Genomic DNA, 16932 nt, shown 5'->3' on the forward strand with positions numbered 1-16932 from the left:
GCTTATCCGGCCAGAGAGGCAAAAGCCTCCAGAGCCGCAATCGGGGAGAGAACGCCATGGACCAGCACGCAATGCCGCCGGGCAGCCGTGATGCCGCCATCGCCGCCATGCAGGCCGCGATCGGGGCCGACCACGTGCTGCTGGATGAAGAACGCATGGCCGATCACGGCGATCCCTTCGCCCCGCCGGGTGACTGGTATCGCCCCGGCGCGGTGCTGATGCCGGGCAGCGTGGAGGAAGTGCAGGCGATCCTGCGCATCGCGACCGAGCACGGCACCCCCGTGTGGACCAGCAGCCAGGGCCGCAACAAGGGCTATGGCGGGGGCGCGCCGCGCCTATCGGGCAGCTTCACCATGAGCCTGCGCCGGATGAACCGCGTGCTGGAAGTGGACGAAGCCAATTGCATGGCGCTGGTCGAGCCGGGCGTGCGCTTCTTCGACCTTTACGATCACTTGCGCGCCATCGGCAGCACATTGTGGATGAGCGTGCCCGATCTGGGGGGCGGCTCTGTCATCGGAAACGCGCTGGAACATGGCGTGGGCTATACCCCGATAGGCGACCATTTTGCCAACCACTGTGGCATGGAAGTGGTGCTGGCCAATGGCGACATCGTGCGCACCGGCATGGGCGGGATGAGCAATCCGCACAACTGGCTGGTCTATCCGCACAGCGCGGGGCCAAGCTGGGACGGCATATTCACCCAGTCCAATTTCGGCGTGGTCACCAAGATGGGCGTCGCGCTGATGCCTGCGCCGGAAGTCTATGCGCCGGGCTGGTTCATGCTTGATAACGAGGAGCATTTCGGCACCTTCCTGGAGGTGCTGCGCCCGCTGATGATCGACGGCACGATTTCCAACCAGCCGATGATCATCAACGCGGTGTGCGCGGCTTCCGCCTTCTGGGGGCGCGAGGACTGGTATACCGGCACCGACGCGATCCCGGACGAGGTAGTGGACAGGATCGCCGCCGCCCCCGGCTTTGGCCGCTGGGTGATGCGCTTTGCGGTGCAGGGCGATGCGCCCGTGGTGCGCCACAACCGCGCCAAGATCGAAGCCGCCTTTGCCACAATTCCCGGCGCATCGGTGGTGTTCGAGGAGTTTGACGGCCATAATTTGCCCGAATTTGATAATCCGCATCACCGTGTGCAGGCAGGCATCCCGTCAATGGCGCTCGACCGCATGACCCGCTGGTATGGCGGGGAGGATGGCGGCCATATCGGCTTTTCCTGCGCCATGCCGATTGCAGGCAAGGATGGCTGCGCAATCCGCGACCTGACCGCCGGCGTGCTGCGCGAACGCAGCCTCGATTATTCCGCCGCGATCATCGTGGGCCGGCGCAGCATGATCCATGTGGCGCTGATCGTGTTCGACACCCGCAACGAGGAGCAGACGCGCGGCGCCTATGCCGCGACCAAGGCGATGCTCGAACCCGCGGCGAAGCTGGGTTACGGCGAATACCGCAGCCATGTGGACTTCATGGACGAAGTCGCCGCGCTTTACGATTTCAACGACAATGCGCAGCGCCGCCTGGCGGAAAGGATCAAGGACTGCCTCGATCCCGCCGGCATCCTTTCCCCCGGCAAGCAGGGCATCTGGCCTGCCCGGATGCGGGGGTGAGTGTGACCGGGTTCGCGCAGGGATCGCAATGATGGCAGAGACCGCAGTGATGAAATCGATTGACGAAATCAGCGGAATCGTCGTGGCAACGGCGATTGCCATCCACCGTGATCTTGGGCCGGGCCTGTTGGAATCGGTCTATGAAGTGGTGCTTGCTGGCCGACTGGAAGATGCGGGGCTGAAAGTGGCGCGGCAGGTGCCGGTTCCTCTGACACTCGACGGGCGGCATTTTGATGTGGCATTCCGAATAGACATACTGGTGGAGGATCGCCTGATCCTTGAAATCAAGGCGGTGGAGCAATTGTCAAAGGCGCATACGCGCCAGATGCTGACCTATCTTCGCCTGTTCAGGCAGCCCCTGGGGCTGCTTCTCAATTTTTCGGGCGCCACAATGAAGGAGGGGATTCGCCGGATAGTCAACGACTATCGGCCAGAATAGCCCTCCGCGATCCCTGCATTCCCTGCGCCCTCTGCGAGAACCGAAAAAGAGAATGACGATGAAAATGACCCATGAACTGAAAACCGGCGGCGACCGCGGCTATCTGCGCATTGCCACCGAAGAAGCCTTTGCCACTGCCGAACAGATGGACGCGATCCTGCGTCTGGTGAAGGAAGGCCGCGCGGACAAGGGCACCGTGTCGCTGTGGGGCTTTTACGGCACCAGCCCGTCGGAACGCACCACCTTCATCCGCGAACGCCTGCTTGATCTGGGGCCGCTTCGCATCGCGGCGATGGACGATGCGGGCATCGACAAGACGGTGCTGGCGCTGACCAGCCCCGGCGTGCAATCGCTGTTCGATCTGGACGAGGCCAAAGGCATTGCCCGCCGCGCGAACGATCACCTGAAGGCCGCGTGCGAGGCCTATCCCGACCGGTTCGTGGGGATGACCGCGATCTGCCCGCAAGACCCCGAATGGTCGGCCGAGGAGCTGCGGCGCGGCAAGGAGGAGCTGGGCTTTGCCGGGGTGCAGGTGAACAGCCACACCCACGGCCACTATCTGGACGAGGAGCAGTTCGACCCCATCCTGCGCGCCTGCGCGGATATGGACATCCCGCTCTATATCCACCCGCAAGGCCCGCCCGACAACATGATCGGCGGCATGGTGGAAGCAGGCCTTGAAGGCGCGGTGTTCGGCTTTGCGATGGAAACCAGCTACCACGCCATGCGCCTGCTCACGACGGGCGTGTTCGACCGTTATCCCGGCCTGCAACTGGCGCTGGGCCATGGCTGCGAAGGGCTGCCCTTCTGGATCGACCGGCTGAATTATATGTTCAACGCAGGCGTGCGCAGCCAGCGTTACGAGCGCCTCAAGCCGCTCAGGCATCCGCTGCATTACTATTTGCGCAACAATCTGTGGGGCACCACCAGCGGCCTGCCCAGCCCCGCCAGCATCCGCCTGATGATGGATGTGATGGGCGAGGACCGCGTGATGTATGCGATGGATTACCCCTACCAATATGTGCCCGACGAAGTGCGCCTGCTCGACAACATGGACATGAGCGACGCGCAAAAGCGCAAATTCTTCCAGACCAATGCGGAAACGCTGTTCAAGCTGTAACTGTTCGCGCATTTTCGCGCGCACACACATCCTGGGGAGAGGATAGGATATGACGACTTTCGGCGTAACAGGGGCCAGCGGCCAGCTGGGCAAGTTCGTTCTCGACGAGCTGCTCACCAAGGTGGATGCAGGCTCCATCGTGGCCTATGGCCGTGATGTGGCGAAGCTGGCGGATTACGCGGCCAAGGGCGTCACCGTGCGCGCCATGGATTACGACAAGCCGGAGGAGCTGGCGGGCCTGCTTGCCGGCGTTGACCGGCTGCTGCTGATTTCGGGCAGCGCCCTGGGCCAGCGCCCGCGCCAGCACGCCGCCATTATCGACGCGGCCAAGGCAGCGGGCGTGTCTTATATCCTCTACACCTCGATCCTGAATGCCCCCGCAACGCCGATCCGGCTTGGCGCGGAACACAAGGCGACCGAGGAAAGCCTTGCCGCCAGCGGCCTGCCCTATGATCTGGCGCGCATGGGCTGGTATAACGAGAACTATGTCGGCGCGCTGCCCGCGCAGGTGGAGTTCGGCCTGATTACCGGTGCGCAAGGCGAGGGGCGCATTTCGTCCGCTGCCCGCGCCGATCTGGCGGCGGGCCTTGCCGTGATCCTGACCACCGGCAAAGGCGGCGACATTTACGATCTGGCGGGCGATGACAGCTGGACGATGGCCGATTTCGCCGCCGAGGTAAGCCGCATTTCCGGCAAGCCCGTGCGGTATGAGAATATGAGCGAGGCCGATTACGCCGCTTCGCTGCTCGCCGTGGGCATCCCGGAGGCCTATGCCCCGGTCATCGCCAATTCGGCCTTTGCGACATCTTTGGGCGCGCTGGAAAACAACAGCCGCACCTTGAGTCGCCTGACCGGCCGCCCGACCACGCCGATTGCGGCGACAATTGCAAAGGCGCTGGGCAAGTAAGATGACCACGGAAGCCGCGCCGCAGCAGGCCCCTGCCCCCGAAAAAGCCAGCAGCAAGATCAGCCCCTATGGCTGGTATGCGCTGACGCTGGTTTCCGCAGCCCAGGCGATGAGCCTGCTCGACCGGCAGATCCTGTCGATCCTGGCGAATGACATCCGCGAGGATCTGGGCATCGGCAATGCTGAAATCGGCCTGCTGTACGGCACGGTGTTCGCGCTGTTCTACGCACTGTTCTCGCTGCCTTTGGGGCGGCTGGTGGATGGCTGGATCCGTACCAAGCTGCTGGCGATATGCCTTGCGGGCTGGTCGTTCTTTGCCGGACTATCCGCCTTTGCCACGGGCTTTGCCCTGCTGGCGATCAGCCGCCTTGGCGTGGGGATTGGCGAAGGGGCAACCCAGCCCGCCGCCAATTCGATCATTTTCGACGCGCTGCCCAAAAGCCGCCGCGGCGTGGGCATGGCGGGGCTGGGCATTGGCCTTGCCATCGGGCTTGGCCTGTCGATGGCGGTGGGCGGCATGGTCAGCCAGTGGTGGAACCTCAGGGTGGAGGCAGGCGCGCCGTCCTTCGGCTTTTCGGGCTGGCAGTTTGCCTTCCTCGTCTCGGCGCTTCCCGGCTTTCCGCTCGCATATCTCATCTACCGCCTGAAGGAGCCGGTGCGCGGCGGGATGGACGGGATCATCGCGCCCAAAGACCCCGCCCCGTTCAAGGCCAGCGCCAATGTGCTGGGCGCCGTGGTGCCGGGCACCAACTGGTTCTATCTCTGGCACCGCAATGCGGGCGCGCGGCAGTGGGCGATCAACCTGGCGGGCCTTGCCATCATCGTGGGTGTGGCCACGCTGCTGGTGCATCTGGCACAGGGCTTCTCGCCGCGCCCCGCCCTGCAAATCTGGGGCGCAGAGATTGACCCGCATTGGATGCAATGGGGCGTGGCGGCGTTCGGCGCTTTCGTGGTGCTGAACCTGTTCCAGAGTTTCAAGCTGACCGATAAGCCCGCCTATAACGTGATCCTCTCGCCCTCGCTGATCCTGCTGATGATTGCGGGCGGATTGCAGACCGCGATCAATTACGGCGTGATGGCCTTTACCCCCACCATGCTGATCACGCAGTTCGGGCTGACGCCGGCGCAGGCGGGCGTGCAGTTCGGCCTGCTGGCGGCAGCGCTGGGCATAATGGGGCCGCTGGTGGCGGGGCCGCTGGCCGATTTCCTCAACGCGCGGATGGGCGGCAAGGGCATGGTGTGGCTGATGCTGCTCAGCCTTGGCATTTCGCCCTTCTTCGGCATCTGGGCCTACAGCGCGGAGACAGTGACCGATTTCTACCTGCGTTTCAGCGTCTACAGCCTGATCCTGACGCTGTGGCTGCCGCCCGCCTATGCGCTGATGCTGGGGCTGGTGCTGCCGCGGATGCGCGGGATCACCTTCTCCACCTACATGATCATCCAGACGCTGCTGGGCCTTGGCATCGGCCCCTATGCCGTGGGGATCGTGGCGGACCAGAACGGAGGGGTGCTGAGCCAGGCGATCATCTCGATCAACGCAGTGGTGCCTTTCCTGGTGCTGGCGCTGCTGATCGTGCTGGCGCGCTACCGCCGGGACGAGGCGAGCATACTGGACCGTGCGCGCGCTGGTGGGGAGGCGGTGTAGGCCATGGCAAATGTGCGTGAAGCTTCCTTCGCCGTCTTTGCCCATTACGGGGTAGACCGGCTGTTCGGCAATCCCGGAAGCACCGAATTGCCGATGCTGAAGGGACTGCCCTTCCCCTATGTCATGGGCCTCAACGAAGCGGTGGTGATGGGCATGGCCGATGGCTATGCCCGCGCCACCGGCAAGCCGTCGCTGGTCAATCTGCATTCCAGCGCGGGCACCGGGCACAGCCTGGGCAATCTGTTCACCGCTTATCGGAACAACACGCCGATCGTGGTGACGGCGGGCCAGCAGGCGCGCAGCATCCTGCCGCACGATCCGTTTCTGGGCGCAGAGAGGCCGAGCGAATTTCCCCGGCCTTTCGTCAAGTTCTCCATCGAACCCGCGCGGGCCGCCGATGTGCCGCTGGCGCTGGCGCGCGCCTTTGCGATTGCCTTGACCCCGCCGATGGGGCCGGTTTTCGTCTCGATCCCGGTGGACGATTGGGAACGCGAATGCGCCCTGCCGCTGCTGCCCGATCTGTCGCTTGGCACCCTGCCTGATCCTGCCGGATTGCAGCGCATTGCCGCCATGCTGGAAGGCGCGCAGAACCCTGCGCTCATTATCGGCACCGGGCTTGCCAACAATCCCGATGGCTGGGATGCAGGCATCGCGCTGGCGGAAAAGGCGGGCCTGCCGGTCTGGGCCGCGCCCTATGCCGCGCGCGAGACTTTCCCCGAAGACCATCCGCAATTCGCCGGCTTCCTTGCCGCCTGGCGTGACAAGATCAACGCTGCCCTTGCCCCGTATGACGCGCTGCTGGTGGTCGGTGCGCCGGTGTTTACCTACCACGTGGAAGGCCACGGCCCGCATTGGCCCGAAGGCGCGGCGCTGGCGGCGCTTTCCGAAGACCCCGCGCATCTGTCCAACCTGCCCGGCGGCGCGGCGGGCAGTTTCGGCGTGCTGGGCAATCCGGCCGCGGGGCTGCGCCAGCTTGCCGATCTGCTGCCCGCGCGCCCCTTTACCGGCAGCAGCCACCGCCTAATCGACCCTGCGCCCGAAATGAAAGCCGCCTATGTCCTCAAACGCATTGCCGCGCTGCGCCCGGAAAACGCGGTCATCGTGGAGGAGGCTCCCACCGCGCGCGGGCCGGAACACGACACCTTGCCGATCCGGCGCAAGGGCGGCTTCTACACCTGCGCCAGCGGCGGCCTCGGCTATTCGTTGCCCGCCGCGATTGGCGTGGCGATGGGACAGCAAGACAAGGTGATCGCCTTGCTGGGCGATGGCAGCGCCATGTATACCATTCAGGGCCTTTTCAGTGCCTTTCAGGAACAGGCCAATGCCAGCTTCTGCATCCTCAACAATTCGGCCTATGCCGCGCTGACCGGCTTTTCGGGCGAATTCGGCATGAACCACGTGCCCGGCTGCGATCTGGCGGGGCTGGATTTTGCCGGGTTGGCGCAGGCGCAAGGCGTGCCTTCGCGCACAGTGTCCAGCGTGGCCGAACTCGACGCCGCGCTCGAATGGAGCTTCGCGCAGGAAGGGCCAAGTCTGCTCGATATCCGTATCGCCTGATGGGAAAACGGTCCGGCGATTAGCCAAACGCGCATTTTGCGTGTAGGGGCAGCGAACAAGGCGGCTCCGCATCACGGGATTCGGGTTAGTCAGCCTCACTTGGTTACCCCCGGAAAGTCTACCCCCCTTATGTCTTTTGACCATCTGCCCGCGCCGCTTGCCACGGCGCTTGCCGCGCGCGGCTATGCCGATCTTACCGAAGTCCAATCCGCCGTCGTGCAACCTGAAGCGGCGGGCCGCGACCTCCTCGTTTCCGCACAGACGGGTTCAGGCAAGACGGTCGCCTTTGGCCTGGCGCTGGCCGAAAACCTGCTTGATGCCGATGGGATGGTGCCGCGCAATTCGGGCCCGCTGGCGCTGGTGATCGCCCCCACGCGCGAACTGGCATTGCAGGTCGCGCGCGAACTGGGCTGGCTGTATCAGGGCGCGGGTGCGCGCATTGCCACCTGTGTTGGCGGCATGGATGCGAGCAAGGAACGCCGCAATCTGGCGGGCGGCGCGCAGATCGTGGTCGGCACGCCCGGCCGCCTGCGCGACCATCTGGAACGCGGCGCACTCAATCTTACCGGCCTGCGCGCCGCCGTTCTGGATGAAGCGGACGAAATGCTCGACATGGGCTTTCGCGAAGAGCTCGAAGCTATCCTCGACGCCGCGCCAGAGGGCCGCCGCACGCTGCTGTTCTCTGCCACGCTGCCGCGCCCGATCGTGGCGCTGGCAACGCGGTATCAGCGCGATGCCTTGCGCATCTCCACCGTTGGGCAGGATCGCGGGCATGGCGACATCACCTATCAGGCGATCACCGTTGCCCCGCCCGAAACCGAGAATGCGGTGGTCAATCTGCTGCGCTATCACGAAGCGGAAACCGCCATCCTGTTCTGCGCCACGCGCGAGAAGGTGCGGCACCTCTCGGCCATTTTGCAGGAACGCGGCTTTGCCGTGGTGGCGCTGTCGGGCGAACATTCGCAGTCTGAACGCAACACCGCGATGCAGGCGCTGCGCGACAAGCGGGCGCGCGTGTGCGTGGCAACCGATGTGGCCGCGCGCGGGATCGACCTGCCCGGCGTCAGCCTCGTGATCCATGTCGAAATCCCGCGCGATGCCGAGGCGCTGCAACACCGTTCGGGCCGCACGGGCCGCGCAGGCAAGAAGGGCACCGCGGTGCTGATCGTCCCCTATCCGCGCCGCCGCCGCGTGGAATCGATGCTGCGCGGGGCGAAGATCAACGCCGAATGGGTGGAAGCACCCACTGCGCAGATGATCCGCGCTGCCGACCACAGCCGCCTGCTGGAAAAGCTGCTTGCTCCGGTGGAACTGGAGGAGGAAGACCGCAAGTTGGGCCGGCAATTGCTCGAACACAAAAGCGCCGAGGAAATCGCCGCGCTGCTCGTCCATGCGCACCGCGCTGCCATGCCGCAGCCCGAGGAGCTCAGCGCCAACACGCCCGAAGCGCAGCGCGCGATGCAGGCCGAACGCCATCGCCCCGGTTTCGAGGACACGATCTGGTTCCGCCTCGACATCGGCCGCAGCAATGGCGCCGATCCCAAATGGATCCTGCCGGTGCTGTGCCGCCGCGGCCATGTCTCGCGCAACGAAATCGGCGCGATCCGCATCGGCCCGCAGGAAAGTTTCGTGCAGATCCCGCGTGCGATTGCCGACAAGTTTGCCGACGCCGCACGCCGCACGGGCGAGCAGGAGCGCGAGGCGGGCGAGGAATCGCTGCTTATCGAACGCAGCGCCACTGGCCCGCGCGACATGGCGCGGCAAAACCGGCGCCATGGTGGCCGTGAAGGGAACGATGAAGCCGGGCGTGGCGAATACCGTTCCGGCCCACGCGTGGCAGCCAAGCCGCACCGCAAGGGGCCGGGAGGCAGACCCTTCCCCGGCAAAGCACCGGGCGGGACTGCCCCATTCAAGAAGGGCGGCAAGAAGCCCTTCTCGAAAGCTCCGCGCAGCTAGGTGAGCTTACCGGGCGACAAAAATGCCGCAGGCGATCCGGTCTCCGCTGTTCCCGGCGGGATCGGTCACCTGGTCATCCGGCCCGGCATGGACGATGAAGGCCGAACCGTCGGCATCGAACAGGCCTGCAAAGGTCGCGCCGCCGCCGAGCATATAGGACAGGCTGCCGCGTCCGTTCGCGCCCACATCGACATTGGGCATATCGCCCGCGTGCTGGCCGGTGGCACTTTGGAGGCCGTGCGTGTGCCCGCCGGGGTTCCAGTGGCCGCCAGCCGCTGCGAAAGTCGGCGTGCAGGCCCCGGTGGTGTGCACATGGACGCCGTGCGGACCGGGCGAAAGCCCAATCACTTCGAGGTCAAGACGCAGGCCAGTGGTGGTCGCGGTCACAGTGGCAAGCCCCGCAGGCGTGCCATCGGCCATGAACAGCGGCGCGGCGGCGCGCTGGGCGTTGCCGGTTTCACCATAGGTGGCGCAGGCGGCAAGCGATCCCAGCATCAGCGGGGCGGCGAAAAGGGCGGCGGCAGTGTTCAGGCGCATGGGCAAAAGGCTCCGTTGGTTTTTCAATCAATGCGCGACATTGGCGATGGCTCCCGCCTGTCGCAAGGCGTGCTTAAAGCACCCGCCACACCCACAGCTTTATGCTGCTGGCATAGCGCGCGCCCGAACAGATGAAGATGGATTTGTTCATCCAGTCATAGGGGCCAGTGGGCGCGATGAATTCGGGCACGGTGCGGAAATAATATTCGGCCGGATCAACCTCCTCTCCTCGGCGCAGGCGGTCCATCACCTCGGCCGGGCCGTGGCGCAGACCCTTGTTGCGGATCTGGATCAGCGCACCGTCATCGGTTTCGATGGCATAGATGGCGTCGGCCACGGTCACCCCGTCAGGCCGGGTGAGCTGCCAGTCCGCGCTGTTGCCCATCAGCCGGCCCGAAATGCGCGGGCCCTTCACATAGCCGCCGGGCCTGATCGGGATGATCCGCCGCGTGCCATCGACCACAGGGCCGATTTCACGCGGCGGTTCCAGCTCGCCGCCCGCTTCGTACACGAATTCCAGTTCAGGCTTTATCATGGCCAGTCTCTCCCCGTCTGGCGATGACCTTATCCGCCCAGCATGATCCGTGCAAAGGCCGATAGGCCATAGGGGCGGCGGCCGTAGAAGGGATCGAGCGCGGAAGGCGTCCCGAACAACGCCCCGCTGGCCCCCAGCGTCAGCGTCAGATCGCTGCCCAGCGGCAGCGAATGAGCATAGCCCGCCTGCAGCTTTGCCACGCGAAAGGCCCTGTCGTGCAAGGGGTGGTCGTGGTCGTGAAACAGCTCGTCATTTGCCGCATTCTCATACCGCGCGAACAGCGCATGGGCAGGCGTGATGTCCCAGTTTGCCTCGGCCAGCCAGGCGGTGAGCGTTGCACCGGGGCGGCGGTTCTTGGCGGAGAAGGCGAAGGTTCCCGACAGGCCCGACCCGGAATTGTAGTGCAGGCTGGCGGTCGTGCGCGCCTCGTCCTCTCCCGGATGCAGCGCTTCGGGTTCCTTCAACCGGCCGTGGCTGACCTGCATGGCCCAGTTTGCGGACGGGTTGAGCGTCGCCCGCACCGACCAGCTGTCGAGCCGGGGGGTCTCGATATCCCAGCGGTTCTCGTCCGGCTCCTGCCCGCGAAAGGCGGACGCCTCGATCTGCCATGCGCGGCCTGCCAGACCGGCAGTGACCACGCCGTAGGTGATATGCGTGGAATCAAACCAGTGATGCGTGATCGGCGCTTCGGGATTATGCCGGGATGATGCGCGGTGCATGAAGGCCGCCGGCCCCAGCGCGGGCTCGCCCACCGGCCCGCCATAGAGGAAGGCGGTGGTGCCCTCGCCCACCTGCGCATCAAATCGCACCGCCAGTTCCATAAACAGATCGTGCGGATGCTGCCGGTCGACCAGCGGTTCGCCGCCCGCCGTCTCGCCCGTGGCGAACAGATTGGGATAGCCGCGATCGCTCATCAGCGGTTCGGCGCTCAGCATGGCGCGCAGTTGCAGACGGGTGGCGGCGGTGCGGCGTTCGGCCATCAGCATGGCCATCGACTGGGCATAGAGCTTGTCATCGCCGCGCGGGCCGGACTGGTCGGTATGGACGGCGGTGACATAGCCATGCGCCATGCCGATCCATCCGCCGCCAAGGCGGAAATGCACGCCGGGCATCATCCCTTCGGCTTGCGGCAGGCGTGCCGTGCCTGATCCTTCGGCAGCGCCGGGCGCCAGCGGCCCCATCGCATGGGCAGAATGGTCGGTGTGGGCGGAGCGGTCGGTGCGCTCCCTGGCGGCGAGGTCGGATGGCGGCGGGGTGTCGCCTGCATGATCGTGCGTAGGATCATGGCCGGAATGATCCTGCGCCACGGCAATGCCGGGAACGGCGAGGGCAAACGCGAGCGCGCAGCCCGCGAGGAAAAGCGTCTTCATGGGGAATGTCCTGAATGTCGGTTGCGAGGGCGAACGGCGACGTTCAGGCAAATCGCGGCGGCGGGACGTCCGGCATCAGGGAAAGCGAAACCAGCGAGGCCATCGGCGGCGCGACCGGCAGAGCGGGCCGCAATCCCGCGTCGGGCCGGGACAAGGGCGGCACCCCCGGAAGCGCGCAGCCGGGGCACATATGCCTTGCGCCCTTTTCATCATGCGCGCCATGCGGTGCCGGATCGCCTTCATCCACGGCCGCATCCGGCGCGGCGGGCGCTTCGTGGCAGGATGTCATGGCGGGCACAGCAGGCGATGGCGCGGCGGCAAGCGTCGGCGGCTGCGCCTGTAACAGCAGGATCAGGGCGATCAGAAGCCACCTCATGCCGTCACAATAGGCGGTGCAGCCACCCTTGTGAAGGCGGCGTGCGGGAGGTGGCGCGTTCAGCGCAAATTGGCGATGGCCGCGAAGTAGGCCAGCTCCGCCGGCACCAGCCATTCGGGCTCCACCGGCGGGTGATAGCTGAGCTTTACGATCACCGTGCGGCTGGCCGGGTGGACATAGATGAACTGCCCCGCCAGACCCACTGCGGCAAAGGCGCCCGGTTCGCTATCCACCTGCCATGTTTGCAAACCGTAACCCGGCATCTGCTGGCCGGTGGGCTTCATCGCGGTCATCTGCGCCACCCAGCCTTCGGGCAGCACGCGCACCGCGCCCGCCAGCCCGTTGTCGAGCATCAACTGCCCCAACCGCGCCCAATCGCGCAGCGAAGCATTGAAGCCCATTCCGTTCAGCGCGCGGCCTTCCCCAACCGGCCCGTCGGCCAGGAAATGCCCGGCATATTCCGCACCCAGCGGTTGCCAGATGCGGCTTTCCATCAGGTCTTCTAGCTTCGCCCCGGTCGCTTCCTCCAGCACCCAGCCCAGCACCGCGGTATCGAGCGTCGCGTAATTGAACCGGGCACCTGGTTCGCTGCGCTGGCCGATACCGACAGCGAAATCGGCAAAGCGACGTTCGTTGCGCACAATGGCCGCCTCGTGAATCTGCGCGGCGAGGCTGGGATTTTCGCCAAAATCGTACCGCTCCTCGATATCTGCACCGCTGCGCATTTCGAGCACGTTGCGGATCGTCGCTGCACCATAGGCCCCGGCGGCCAGCGCGGGGACATATTTGCTGACGGGATCATCGAGGCTGGCAATCTCGCCCCGCTCCAGCGCTTGGCCCACCAGCATGGCGGTGATCGTCTTGGTCATCGAAAAGCCGATATGCGGCGTATCGGCACGCATCCGGTTGCGGTAATCCTCGAACACCACTTTCCCGTCTTTCAGAACCAGAAAGGCATTGGTGAAAGTGGCATCGGCCCATGTGGCGTAATCGACCTGCTGCCCTTGCAGCGCGGCCGCAGGCATGGCCAGCGCATCGCCCCGCGGCAGATCGCGCGGCGTTTCGGGTGCTGCCACATTGCGATAGGCGAATACCTGATGGGTGTTGCGAAAGGTGAAAGCATTGATCGCAGGGTTCAGCCATTCCCAGCGCATCGCCACGGTGGCGGGCGATGGCGCAAGGCTGCCATCAATTTCGGCCTGCGAATAGGGCGGCGGCGTCTCGGCCGTTTCGGGCACGCTAGCTTGGGAACAGGCGGCAAGGCTGAGCAACAGGGCCGCAGCGGCGGCAGACAACACAGCTTTCATGGCAAATCTCTCCCCCGCGCCAAGCTTGCGCAGGGGAGAGATGAAATCAAGCCCCGGCCCTTTGCCTCAGGCCGGTTCCGCCACCTTCGCATCCAGACCGATATCCTCGGCCCGCGCGAAATTGCCGTGCAGGCCAAAGCGCAGGCGGATGGGGATGTTGATCGTGGCGAGCGGCCCCTTTTCGATATCGAGCGCGTCGAACACGAGGAGGTCGGTGCGCTTGTCCTCCAGCCGGTTGCACAGCATCACGATCCAGCCATCGCCTTCGGGCGCGTCCTTGCTGCGCGGCACGAAGCAGGGTTCCTGCAGCGAGGATACCGGCCCGCACCACCAGTGCTGTTCCGCCCCGCTTTCCAGATCCTTCAGGAACAGGCAGTTCATCAGGAAGCCGCCCGCGCTGCCGCCTTTCAGCTCGCAGGGGCGGCGCATATCCATTTCCAGGCCCCAGGTGTAGCGGTTCTTCACGCCGGTGAAGCGGTCGTCGATGCGCGGGAACTCGCTGGCGGTTTCGGTCAGCTGCACGATCTCGTCGAACTCGTCGCCATTGCTGGCCATGTCCACGGTCCAGCGGGTCAGCTTGCTCATCGCCTCGGCCCCGTTGAAGGGCGCGCCGTGCACATCGGGGAAGAAGGGGAACATATTGTTCTTCGCTTCGGGCACCACGAAATGCACCTTGCTGCCGTCCTGCCAGGCATTGACAGTGTGGCTGGCAAAGCAATTGCCGCGCTTGAACCAGCGGATATCCTCCTGCTTCAAATCGTCCCGGCGCGGAATGATGCCAAGATAGACCGGCATGGTTGTGTCAAAGCCGAAATGCGGCTTCCTTTGTTCAAGCCGTTCCCAGCTGCCGATCGACGGCACGATGTGGAGCACGAGGTAATCCTCGGTAATCGCAAAATCGTGCATCATGCAGTAATAGGGCACCTTGAACCACACCTCGCGCACCAGATCGCCGGCCGGATTCACTTCCATGTAGGACACATCATCAGTGCACAGGCCGGATGCGGCATAGCCGATGGCGACCATATTGCCGGTTACGGGGTCGATCTTGGGATGGGCGGTGAAAGTCTGGCTCTTCATCGCGCCTTCCCAGGTCTCGAACGCCTCGGTCTCCATCGTGACGGGGTCCATGATGAGCGCGGGCGAATCTTCCTTCATCGCCCACAATTTGCCGGCATAGATCCAGGCATTGGTGTTGGCGGTGCTGCGAATCATGCCCTTGGTGCTGGGATCATCGGTCAGCGGGTTGCGGTACATTCCGAACAGCCCGCGCCCGGCGGCGCGTTCGGCCTTCCATTTGTCGGTCTTGGCCCAGCGCTGGCGGAAATCGCACTGCCCGTCGTGGAAATGGAAGCGGGTGATCATCCCGTCACCGTTGAAGCTGATGTCGTCGCCCAGCATGGGCGGGAATTGCGGATCGGGCTGCACGCGGAAGAACGCGCCGTTCAATTCACGCGGAATTTCGCCCTGATGCTCCAGATCGGTAATATCCGCCTCGATCCGGCTGGGGGTGTTAAATCCGGTGAAATTGGGGGTATCGGGAAAATGCACCATGGGTTTCGTCCTCTCCTTGCGCCAGATTGTATGCTTTACTAACGAATAGGCAAGATCATCCCCCCGTGGCCGGCTACCGGCTGTGGGGTGGGGTTTCGTAACTTTCGGGATGGGGACACCGGCTTGGCTCAGCCTGCATTGACGGCGGACAAAAACAACGATGCAGCAGGCGATGGCGCCGGGGCCGAGCTGGGGGCGCTGGAAGGCATTGTGGGCTTCCACATCCGCCTGGCGCACGGCGCTGTCTACCGCCATTTCACGGAAACCTTCTCACATCTGGGGCTGACGCAGAAGCAGGTCAGCCTGCTGTGGCTGGTTGGCGATCACCCCGGCATTGCACAGATCGAAGTCGGCAACCGCCTGCGGATGGACCGCGCCACCACCATGACCATCGTCAACCGGATGCAGGAACGCGGCTATCTGAGGCGCGAGCGATCCGACCGCGACGGGCGGATGCAGGCGCTGCACCTAACGGCGGCAGGGGAGGCCGCCCTGTTGGAGGCAAAGGCGTGCATCGAAAGCCACGAAACCTGGCTGAAAAGCCGCTTCACGCCGGACGAAGTCAAGAAATTGGTGGAAATGCTGTCGCGAATCCACGATTGAGACGCCTGAGAGTTTTGGAGAGGAAACTGTAAATGGCCAGCCTAGCTGCGAACAACGATCCACGCGAGATCGTCAACGAAAGCCCGATGACGGTTCGTATGTGGATCGTGGTGGCGATCATGGTGCTGCTGAATGCGAATGACGGGTTCGACGTGTTGTCGAGCGCCTTTGCCGCGCCGGGCATATCCGCCGAATGGGGCATTCCGCGGTCGGAACTGGGCATCATGCTGGGCGCCGAACTGGTGGGCATGGGCTTTGGCTCGGTGCTGCTTGGCGGTCTGGCTGACCGTATCGGGCGCAAGCCCAGCATCATCCTGTGCCTGATTGTAGGCGGCATCGGGATGTTCCTGGCCTCGCAAGCGGGCGGCGTGTGGGATCTCACCGTTTACCGCTTCATCACCGGCATCGGCATTGGCGGGATGCTCGCCAGCATCAATGCGGTCACGGCGGAATGCTCGAACAAGAAGGATCGCGGCCTGGCGATGGCGCTGATGGTTATCGGCTATCCGCTGGGCGCGGTGCTGGGCGGGTTGGTCGCGGCCGAGCTGCTGCAAGTCTACACCTGGCGGTCGATGTTCGTGTTCGGCGGCATCATTACCGTGGTCTGCGTGCCGCTGGTGCTGCTGCTGGTTCCTGAAAGCCCGGCCTATTACCTCGCTACGCGCCGCGAAGGTGCAAGGGACAAGATCAACAAGTCGCTGCGTTTCCTGGGCCTGCGCACGATCGACGGAATGCCGCCCGAAGTGCGCAAGGAAGATCAGCCCAAGATCACCGACATTCTGGCCAAGCCTGCGCTGCGCAAGGTCACGCTGCTGCTGGGCTTTGGCTATATGTTCCACACCTTCACCTTCTACTACATCCTCAAATTCGCGCCGCAGATCGTGGCGGATTACGGATATGATCCGTCACAGGCGGCGACCGTGCTGGTCTGGGCCAATATCGGCGGCACTGTGGGCGGCTTCATCTTCGGCTTCTTCATGAAGAAGTGGGATATCAAGGGGCCCACCATCATCATGCTGCTGCTGGCGGCGATTGCGGTGGCGGCCTTCGGCATTGCCAAGGATTCGCTGTGGGGCTGGCGCATGGCCACTTTCTGCACCGGCTTCCTGACGAATGCGGCGATTGTCGGTTACTATGCCGCCTATGCCCGCGGCTTCCCGGCCTATGCCCGCGCCACGGGCACCGGCTTCGTGCTGGGCATCGGCCGCCTTGGCGCTGCCGGTTCACCGGTCATCGCAGGGTTGCTGTTTACTGCACTGGGCAATGACCAGCTGCTGCCGGTGTCGATCATCATGGCGCTGGGTTCGGTTGCAGCAGCGGTGATGTTCTTCGTGCTGCCGCTCAAGGACGGCGACAAGGAGTTCATGGACAATATTCCCGCTGGCGAGGCACCCTGATATCCGCTGCCTG

Annotated in this window: 15 protein-coding genes; 9 read left to right on the top strand and 6 right to left on the bottom strand. The window is 64.5% G+C overall.

Features of this window, described 5'->3' with window-relative positions:
* The first annotated feature begins 56 nt into the window (after nucleotides 1-56).
* From WFP44_RS07940 to WFP44_RS07970, 7 genes are all read left to right on the top strand, one after another.
* Nucleotides 57-1616, top strand: coding sequence for an FAD-binding oxidoreductase (locus WFP44_RS07940; protein ID WP_336925908.1), 1560 nt, complete (start codon nucleotides 57-59; stop codon nucleotides 1614-1616).
* A gap of 31 nt (nucleotides 1617-1647) precedes the next feature.
* A complete protein-coding gene (locus WFP44_RS07945) occupies nucleotides 1648-2055 on the top strand; it encodes a GxxExxY protein (RefSeq protein ID WP_377922722.1) in 408 nt (135 codons plus the stop codon).
* Between the two features lie 58 nt (nucleotides 2056-2113).
* Nucleotides 2114-3175, top strand: coding sequence for an amidohydrolase family protein (locus tag WFP44_RS07950; protein WP_336925910.1), 1062 nt, complete (start codon nucleotides 2114-2116; stop codon nucleotides 3173-3175).
* Nucleotides 3176-3224: 49 nt separating this feature from the next.
* Nucleotides 3225-4082, top strand: a complete 858-nt coding sequence (locus WFP44_RS07955) for an SDR family oxidoreductase (RefSeq protein ID WP_336925911.1) — start codon at nucleotides 3225-3227, stop codon at nucleotides 4080-4082.
* Nucleotide 4083: 1 nt separating this feature from the next.
* On the top strand, nucleotides 4084-5727 hold the full coding sequence (locus WFP44_RS07960; RefSeq protein WP_336925912.1) for an MFS transporter: 1644 nt from the start codon (nucleotides 4084-4086) through the stop codon (nucleotides 5725-5727).
* A gap of 3 nt (nucleotides 5728-5730) precedes the next feature.
* Nucleotides 5731-7284: a benzoylformate decarboxylase gene (gene mdlC / locus WFP44_RS07965; protein WP_336925913.1), complete on the top strand. Its 1554-nt coding sequence runs from the start codon at nucleotides 5731-5733 to the stop codon at nucleotides 7282-7284.
* Between the two features lie 129 nt (nucleotides 7285-7413).
* On the top strand, nucleotides 7414-9240 hold the full coding sequence (locus WFP44_RS07970) for a DEAD/DEAH box helicase (protein WP_336925914.1): 1827 nt from the start codon (nucleotides 7414-7416) through the stop codon (nucleotides 9238-9240).
* Between the two features lie 6 nt (nucleotides 9241-9246).
* Here the strand turns inward: WFP44_RS07970 and WFP44_RS07975 are convergent, their stop codons facing one another.
* The 6 genes from WFP44_RS07975 to WFP44_RS08000 form a co-directional block, all read right to left on the bottom strand.
* Nucleotides 9247-9777 (bottom strand): superoxide dismutase family protein, encoded by a 531-nt coding sequence (locus WFP44_RS07975; RefSeq protein ID WP_336925916.1) that lies wholly within the window; start codon nucleotides 9775-9777, stop codon nucleotides 9247-9249.
* 73 nt (nucleotides 9778-9850) lie between these two features.
* A complete protein-coding gene (locus WFP44_RS07980; protein ID WP_336925917.1) occupies nucleotides 9851-10312 on the bottom strand; it encodes a DUF3237 domain-containing protein in 462 nt (153 codons plus the stop codon).
* A gap of 29 nt (nucleotides 10313-10341) precedes the next feature.
* Nucleotides 10342-11682, bottom strand: coding sequence for a hypothetical protein (locus WFP44_RS07985; RefSeq protein ID WP_336925918.1), 1341 nt, complete (start codon nucleotides 11680-11682; stop codon nucleotides 10342-10344).
* A gap of 43 nt (nucleotides 11683-11725) precedes the next feature.
* Nucleotides 11726-12058 (bottom strand): hypothetical protein, encoded by a 333-nt coding sequence (locus tag WFP44_RS07990; protein WP_336925919.1) that lies wholly within the window; start codon nucleotides 12056-12058, stop codon nucleotides 11726-11728.
* 59 nt (nucleotides 12059-12117) lie between these two features.
* Entirely contained in the window at nucleotides 12118-13365 is a 1248-nt protein-coding gene (locus WFP44_RS07995; RefSeq protein ID WP_336925920.1) for a serine hydrolase domain-containing protein, read from the bottom strand.
* Between the two features lie 66 nt (nucleotides 13366-13431).
* On the bottom strand, nucleotides 13432-14919 hold the full coding sequence (locus WFP44_RS08000) for a lignostilbene-alpha,beta-dioxygenase (RefSeq protein ID WP_336925921.1): 1488 nt from the start codon (nucleotides 14917-14919) through the stop codon (nucleotides 13432-13434).
* A 138-nt stretch (nucleotides 14920-15057) separates the two neighbouring features.
* On the opposite strand from WFP44_RS08000, the gene WFP44_RS08005 reads away from it, so the two are divergent.
* Together WFP44_RS08005 and WFP44_RS08010 are read left to right on the top strand one after the other, a co-directional pair.
* Nucleotides 15058-15522, top strand: a complete 465-nt coding sequence (locus WFP44_RS08005; RefSeq protein ID WP_336925922.1) for a Saro_0803 family transcriptional regulator — start codon at nucleotides 15058-15060, stop codon at nucleotides 15520-15522.
* Nucleotides 15523-15554: 32 nt separating this feature from the next.
* A complete protein-coding gene (locus WFP44_RS08010) occupies nucleotides 15555-16919 on the top strand; it encodes an MFS transporter (RefSeq protein ID WP_336925923.1) in 1365 nt (454 codons plus the stop codon).
* The last annotated feature ends 13 nt before the right edge of the window (nucleotides 16920-16932 follow it).

The organism is Alteraurantiacibacter palmitatis (genome assembly GCF_037154115.1).
Classification (GTDB): domain Bacteria; phylum Pseudomonadota; class Alphaproteobacteria; order Sphingomonadales; family Sphingomonadaceae; genus Alteraurantiacibacter; species Alteraurantiacibacter palmitatis.

Bases quoted from the DNA above. Each gene is read 5' to 3' on its own strand.
- WFP44_RS07940 (WP_336925908.1), top strand. From the start codon at position 57: ATGGACCAGCACGCAATGCCGCCGGGCAGCCGTGATGCCGCCATCGCC.
- WFP44_RS07945 (WP_377922722.1), top strand. From the start codon at position 1,648: ATGGCAGAGACCGCAGTGATGAAATCGATTGACGAAATCAGCGGAATC.
- WFP44_RS07950 (WP_336925910.1), top strand. From the start codon at position 2,114: ATGAAAATGACCCATGAACTGAAAACCGGCGGCGACCGCGGCTATCTG.
- WFP44_RS07955 (WP_336925911.1), top strand. From the start codon at position 3,225: ATGACGACTTTCGGCGTAACAGGGGCCAGCGGCCAGCTGGGCAAGTTC.
- WFP44_RS07960 (WP_336925912.1), top strand. From the start codon at position 4,084: ATGACCACGGAAGCCGCGCCGCAGCAGGCCCCTGCCCCCGAAAAAGCC.
- mdlC (WP_336925913.1), top strand. From the start codon at position 5,731: ATGGCAAATGTGCGTGAAGCTTCCTTCGCCGTCTTTGCCCATTACGGG.
- WFP44_RS07970 (WP_336925914.1), top strand. From the start codon at position 7,414: ATGTCTTTTGACCATCTGCCCGCGCCGCTTGCCACGGCGCTTGCCGCG.
- WFP44_RS07975 (WP_336925916.1), bottom strand. From the start codon at position 9,777: ATGCGCCTGAACACTGCCGCCGCCCTTTTCGCCGCCCCGCTGATGCTG.
- WFP44_RS07980 (WP_336925917.1), bottom strand. From the start codon at position 10,312: ATGATAAAGCCTGAACTGGAATTCGTGTACGAAGCGGGCGGCGAGCTG.
- WFP44_RS07985 (WP_336925918.1), bottom strand. From the start codon at position 11,682: ATGAAGACGCTTTTCCTCGCGGGCTGCGCGCTCGCGTTTGCCCTCGCC.
- WFP44_RS07990 (WP_336925919.1), bottom strand. From the start codon at position 12,058: ATGAGGTGGCTTCTGATCGCCCTGATCCTGCTGTTACAGGCGCAGCCG.
- WFP44_RS07995 (WP_336925920.1), bottom strand. From the start codon at position 13,365: ATGAAAGCTGTGTTGTCTGCCGCCGCTGCGGCCCTGTTGCTCAGCCTT.
- WFP44_RS08000 (WP_336925921.1), bottom strand. From the start codon at position 14,919: ATGGTGCATTTTCCCGATACCCCCAATTTCACCGGATTTAACACCCCC.
- WFP44_RS08010 (WP_336925923.1), top strand. From the start codon at position 15,555: ATGGCCAGCCTAGCTGCGAACAACGATCCACGCGAGATCGTCAACGAA.